Annotated in this window: 3 protein-coding genes and 1 pseudogene; all 4 read right to left on the reverse strand. The window is 57.8% G+C overall.

Annotated elements, in window-relative coordinates; all coding sequences use genetic code 11:
- Positions 1 to 960: Ig-like domain-containing protein (locus tag ONB25_15080; GenBank protein MDZ7394209.1), on the reverse strand; the 960-nt coding region annotated here is incomplete at its 3' end.
- Positions 961 to 1,742: 782 nt separating this feature from the next.
- Positions 1,743 to 3,353 (reverse strand): glycoside hydrolase family 43 protein, encoded by a 1,611-nt coding sequence (locus ONB25_15085; protein ID MDZ7394210.1) that lies wholly within the window; start codon positions 3,351 to 3,353, stop codon positions 1,743 to 1,745.
- Positions 3,354 to 3,664: 311 nt separating this feature from the next.
- Complete coding sequence (locus tag ONB25_15090) at positions 3,665 to 4,483, reverse strand: substrate-binding domain-containing protein (protein MDZ7394211.1); 819 nt, start codon at positions 4,481 to 4,483, stop codon at positions 3,665 to 3,667.
- A 68-nt stretch (positions 4,484 to 4,551) separates the two neighbouring features.
- A pseudogene (locus ONB25_15095) lies at positions 4,552 to 5,276 on the reverse strand (alpha-N-arabinofuranosidase).

A 5,276-nucleotide genomic window follows, 5' to 3' on the forward strand; every position in this document is an offset into this window, starting at 1 on the left:
CGGAAGTTCTTCCTCCCAAGGAAAAGGGGCCAAAAAGAAGGATGTTGCCATCACCCCGAGAGCAGCGTCTGCCCCTGGTGCATAGAAGAGGTAGAACCACAGCGGTGCCTCGCCGGAGGGAGAGAAATGCTGGCAACCGACCATCACTAGGCGCGGGTCCTGTCCACCGGTCTGCGCTAGTGCAACAACCTGGTCAAAACGCTGCCTGGCGGTCAGAGGCACGAAGGAGTGGAGTGTCAGATCAACCCCCGCCACCATGGCACCTTCCTCCACCACAATGTTGTCGACGACGCCGTCACCGTCGGGGTCGTACGCGGCCATCAGATCCACCGCTGGGTTGGGGTCCGTGTCTCCGCTGTGGTCCACGTCTTTGATTGCGACTGGATAGTAGGTCCCTGGGGGGACGTAGTTGATTCTGTAGTTTCCTGTGGGTGGAAGTGCCACTGCCAAAGCTTCCGGCCCCATGCCGAGGTTGCTGAACAGGGCCACAAGTGTTCCTGAGGCGTCACCGCCTGGGAGAGTGACCTTGCCGCTGACGCTGGCGGTGGGTAACGAGGAGCCAGTCGTAAAAGTCATCACCGTCGGGGTCTGCAAGACGGCTCCAGCGCTGCTTCGCGCACCCAGAATTGCCAGCACGTAGCGAGTATCCGCTGACAGGTGAAGATTGTGGACGCGCACCACACTCAGGTCTGCGCTCAGCGAGACGGAATCGGGATTGCCTGGTTCGGGTGACATCTCCAGCCCGAGAAAAAAGTTGGGGGGCCAGGCAAAGCGCGCAGATGTGTCCAGGGGAGCGTTGAAAGTGATGACCACCGTAGCGGCAGTGTCCACGTGGGTGGCGCCGTCAACAGGAAGGGTAGAGACCACCGCAAACTGCGCGAGCGTTGGCCATGCAGCAAGGAGAGCTGACAAGGCTAACGCAACGCAAACACCAGCTGCAGCAGGGGCACGGTTGCACATATTGGCCTCCATGTGCGTGTGAGACCTCACGGTCCTGATGTGTGCAGAGTGAAGAGGAGATAATCGCATTCCGGTTCTTTCTATGCTTCCTGGCAGCGGCACATGTCCATCCCTGGAGCAAGAAGACGCTCAAAGATGGTAGGCACGGATGGATCGCCATGGGTTGCTATCAGTTCGGAGGAGCACTAACTGGTCCGATACAGCGCGGCAGGAAGGGTGAGGATTGTAAGGGTCGGTGGCGTGTGGTGTTCGCACGCGCCGGCGGCCTCACCCGCCCATTGGCCTCAGTTCTGAGCGCTGCTAAGCTCTGGCATCGACGTGGCTGTGTCCGAACGATGAAGGAGGCAAGGAAATGTTTAGCAGTTGCACTACCGTCCGGTCGTGCCCATCGCTGGAATGAAGGTAAGAAACTTTTCGCAGAAAGTCAAGCGGAAAGATGAATGACATTCAGCTCCAGCAGGCGGATTGTCCTGCGTGGTCAGGAGGTGGGCGGCACACCCCGAGCCCGACTGAATGAGGGCGCGAAACACGCTACCGCCCTTTGTCCGCCGTTGGGATGACTAAGGGGCGGTCTGGCGGAGTCTTGAGCTAGGGCGTTCCCTCTTACTCTTCGTCCCCGCATTGCTGCGGGACACTTGTGACCATAGGTGAACGACGGGCTCTGAGGAGGGCGGTCCCGGATGAACTGCCCGGAGCGAAATCCGTTCGGCGCTGCACTATGATGCACCGAGGTCTTGGCACACAGGCAAGATTCTTCTCGCGGACCTGCAGATGGAGTGGGGTCAGTTCTTTTGGTCAAATCCCTGGTATTCAAACCAGTCAAAATCTGCGGGCGCCGAACACGCTTTGCCATTGCCGGTGGCATAGAGGCCTACATAGGCTCCGGTGAAGCACATGCCGTCCTTGAACCCGATCCGTTCTACGGACAGATCTCGAGTGACCCCCTCGCCGAGGACAATTTTCTTCCCATTGTGCAGAACACACGAGAAGCGGTAAAGGAGCGGTTCAGCTTCGATTTGCAGCGTGACTGGTCCGGCGGGAATCTCTTCAAAGACGATCGGCTCGAGAGTCTCGTTGTCAACGACGCGCCGAAAGCCCACTTCACGCTTTCCGGCTCTGCGGGTGACAAAAATCTCATAATGGTACTTATCCGTCTGGCGGACGACGAGTCCAGCCTCCTCGTTATCGGCCTTCGGATCAAACTCCAGTCGCGAGGTGACGCGACAGGCAAAGTCCGTCTGGCGCATGCCTACGAAGGTGGGGGAGGCCCGATCCGTCAAGCGGGTGGCGGCCCCATAGAGACGCAAGAAACCTGGGCGCGCAGCCAAAGAGTAATTAGCCGAGTCTGGGTTACGCACGAAATTCCATCGCAGGTCCAGTGTTGGCTCCTCGAAGTCCACTCGAGCGGGCAGTGATTTCCACGCGTGGGGCCGCAATCGAGGGGGCGCAAAGATGGAGTCAATTGTCCCGTTGGTGCCCACCTCAGCCCAGCCCTCTTGGTCGAAAGCCACGCGGGCAAGAAAGGTCTCCCGTCCGATATGGTGGAAGCGCCCGCCCTGCGGCCGTATTCCCAGACACACCAACCACCAGCCGTCCGGGGTTTCCACCAGGTCTGCGTGACCTGTGGCTTGAATGGGATGTTCGGGCAGCGCACGATGGGTGAGGATGGGGTTCTTGGGATGTGGCTGGAATGGTCCCCAGGGTGAATCACTTCTGGCCATGGTAACGCAGTGCTCATAGCTGGTCCCGCCTTCGGAAATCATGAGGTAGTAGGTTGCCCCAATGCGGTAAAGATGGGGACCTTCAGGCCATATGCCACCTGTTCCTTCCCACAACTTCCTAGGCTCGCCCTCCAGTCGGCCAGTTTTGAGGTTCAGCGTCCGCTGTACAATGTAGCCGTGACGACCCCCCTCCTGGCGGCAGTAGTAGACGGAGCCGTCAACGTCGAAGAAAAGCGATGGGTCGATGCCTTCCTTGTCTAGCCACACCGGATCTGACCAGGGCCCAGCGGGATCTTTCGCTGTGACATAAAAGTTACCGCCGCAGTCCACACAGGTGCTCACGACATAGAAAGTACGCTCATGGTAGCGGATGGTGGGAGCGTAGATGCCACCTGAGGCGCGTACACCATCCAAGTTGAGTTGGCTCCTGCGTGTGAGAACGTGCCCAATGAGCCGCCAATGAATCAGATCTCTGCTGTGATAGACAGGAATCCCGGGGAAGTACTCGAAGGTGCTGTGCACGAGGTAGTAATCGTCGCCCACGCGGCAGATGCTGGGATCTGGGTGAAAGCCTGGCAATACCGGATTTCGTGCGGTGAAGGGGGTCTCCTCATTGCACGCCAGCCAGAGACAGGCTACTGCGAAGAGGGTGAGAATTAGGCCGATTCTCATAGGATGCTCACTCCAGCGCGCTGCGGATGAATTCAAACGACGAGCCGGTCGGGACCATCAGGAGGCCAGTGTCACCGGGGAACGATGGGTAGAAGCCGAGAAGGGGGCTTTGGCCTCAAGCTGCGCATCCCTCGTTCCTCTTTCAGCCTCGCCTCCTGTCCCACTTGACACGCACATGCCGGAGGTCAGAGATTTCCTACCGCTCAGCGTTCTGGCGTTACGGTCTTGCGATTTTCGCCCCCATCTCCCTGCGGGCCAGGGAGAGGAATGGAGGGGACGCTCACGGCGGCGCCGCCTAACTGCAGGAGGGGTCACGCGCGCAACGGCCTGGTAGAATCTCTGATGATAAAGTCCGTTTCCAGGACGACCTTCTCTGGCGGCAACGCCGTCGGGGACTCAATGTTGCGAATGAGAATCTCCGCTGCCTTTCTCCCAATCTCGTATTGCGGAGCCCTAATGGTGGTCAGAGGCACTGGATACAGCCGAGCATAGTAGATGTCGTCATTGCCCACGATGGAAATATCCTCGGGCACCCGAATGTTCAGCTCTCTTAGCGCGGTTAGTACGGCAAGTGCTTGTTGGTCGTTAAAGCAGACAATCGCCGTGGGATATTCTTCTGGCCGACGGCTCCTGAAGTAGTGCAGGGTATTGCCGTAGCTCTCTTCGTGCCGCGAACCGATGGAGACAACCATATCGTCCCGGAATACCAGGGGGCTCTCGCTGAAGGCCTGGCGGAAGCCGTCGATGCGCTCGTGTGTATGCGAGGACTGAGGCGGGCCGGCAAAGTGCACAATTCTTGTGTGCCCAATCTCGATGAGGTATTTCACCGCCTTCTTGATAGCTTTGATGTTGTCGATGGCGACCACATTTGCCTGAATACCTTTGACGTCCTCAAGAAGGACAAAAGGGTAGTTAAGCATCTTGAGCTTGAACAGATGCTCAATCTCGGCAGTCCCTTCCACCAAGGGGGCAATGATGGCCCCTTTGATGTCCTTGGCAGAAAAAAGGTGCGTGTACCTTTTCTCGCACTCGTGATCGTTCTCAGAGCTGGTGACGACCACCGAATACCCTTTGCTGTTGGCGTATTCCCTGGCCCCCAACGCTATGGTGGTGTAGAAAGGATAGCTCAAGTCCTTAATGATGATGCCAATGCTCTTCTCCAGTTCGCCATTCTTGACTTACGGTCCCATCCGTGGCAGACTGTGTAGTAATGAAACGAATAGCCCTGGATGAGATGCTGGTATTTCTGCGTCTTTTCGAGCAGGACTTCCGTCCAATGATAATCCGCGTCGGTCCCTCCGCTCGCCACGCGGTAGAGATTCCCGAAGCGCAAGTACGTGGAGAATTGCTTAAAAAGGTCGGCGTAGAATTCTGGGGTCATGTTTCCGCCGCATCCCCAGCTCTCGTTCCCCACGGCCCAAAACCGGACGTTCCACGGTCGTTCCCGCCCGTTCTTCCTGCGGAGTTCGGTCATAGGACTTTGGGCGTCAGAATTCACGTACTCGACCCACTCAGCCGCCTCCCGCACCGTACCGCTGCCTACGTTGAGACAGATGTAAGGCTCGGCACCCACCAGTTCGCAGAGATCGAGGAACTCATGCGTGCCGAAGGCATTATTCTCGGTCACACCGCCCCAGGTCGTGTTGACAATGGAAGGCCTTTGCTCGCGCGGCCCGATGCCGTCCTTCCAGTGGTAGGTGTCCGCAAAACATCCGCCAGGCCAACGTATCACAGAAGGAGCGATCTCTCTGAGGGCTTCGATCACGTCGTTCCTTATGCCTCGGGTGTTAGGTATGGGCGAATCTTCCCCAAGCCAAAAGCCTCCGTAGATGCAGTTGCCGAGATGCTCAGCAAAGTGACCATAAATGTACTTGCTTATCTTCTCCTTGCCCAGGTCTGTGTTGATGACAATCCGATTGGGTG

It is taken from the genome of candidate division KSB1 bacterium, assembly GCA_034506335.1.
Taxonomy (GTDB): domain Bacteria; phylum Zhuqueibacterota; class Zhuqueibacteria; order JANLFK01; family Oleimicrobiaceae; genus Oleimicrobium.

Bases quoted from the DNA above. Each gene is read 5' to 3' on its own strand.
- ONB25_15085 (MDZ7394210.1), bottom strand. From the start codon at position 3,353: ATGAGAATCGGCCTAATTCTCACCCTCTTCGCAGTAGCCTGTCTCTGG.